The sequence below is a fragment of the Salinisphaera sp. SWV1 genome (genome assembly GCF_052044155.1).
Lineage (GTDB): Bacteria > Pseudomonadota > Gammaproteobacteria > Nevskiales > Salinisphaeraceae > Salinisphaera.
Map to the genome: position 1 here is coordinate 1 of NZ_JBQDYE010000185.1, position 522 is coordinate 522.

Annotated in this window: 2 protein-coding genes; both read right to left on the minus strand. The window is 51.1% G+C overall.

What is annotated here, in order from left to right:
* A partial coding sequence (gene rplW / locus ACS8YF_RS20160; RefSeq protein ID WP_440851829.1) for a 50S ribosomal protein L23 occupies window positions 1-160 on the minus strand: 160 nt, incomplete at its 3' end.
* Window positions 157-522, minus strand: a 366-nt coding sequence (gene rplD, locus ACS8YF_RS20165) for a 50S ribosomal protein L4 (protein WP_440851828.1), incomplete at its 5' end; no start/stop codon positions are given. The genes rplD and rplW, both read right to left, overlap by 4 nt.

Sequence of the window (522 nt, forward strand, 5' to 3'; positions counted from 1 at the left end):
CGACTTCAAACAGTTTCTGCACAGCAGCTTTGATTTCTGCTTTGGTCGCGTCTTTAGCAACTTTGAGTACGATGGTGTTGGATTTTTCCATCGCAGTAGACGCTTTTTCAGAAACGTGCGGTGCACGCAGCACCTTCAGCAGACGTTCTTCACGAATCATGCCAGCATCTCCTCAACTTGCTTAACAGCATCAGCAGTCATTACGACTTTGTCGAAGGCGATCAGGCTAACCGGGTCGATACCAGTTGCATCGCGTACGTCAACCTTGTGCAGGTTGCGCGCAGCCAGGAACAGGTTTTCGTCCAGCTCACCGGTGATGATCAGCACATCTTCCAGAGCCATGTCTTTCAGTTTCTGTGCCAGCAGCTTAGTTTTCGGCGCTTCTACAGAGAACTTCTCGACAACGATCAGACGATCCTGACGTACCAGTTCGGACAGGATGCTTTTCAGCGCGCCGCGGTACATCTTCTTGTTAACTTTTTGACTGTGGTCCTGCGGACGAGCAGCAAAGGTCACGCCACC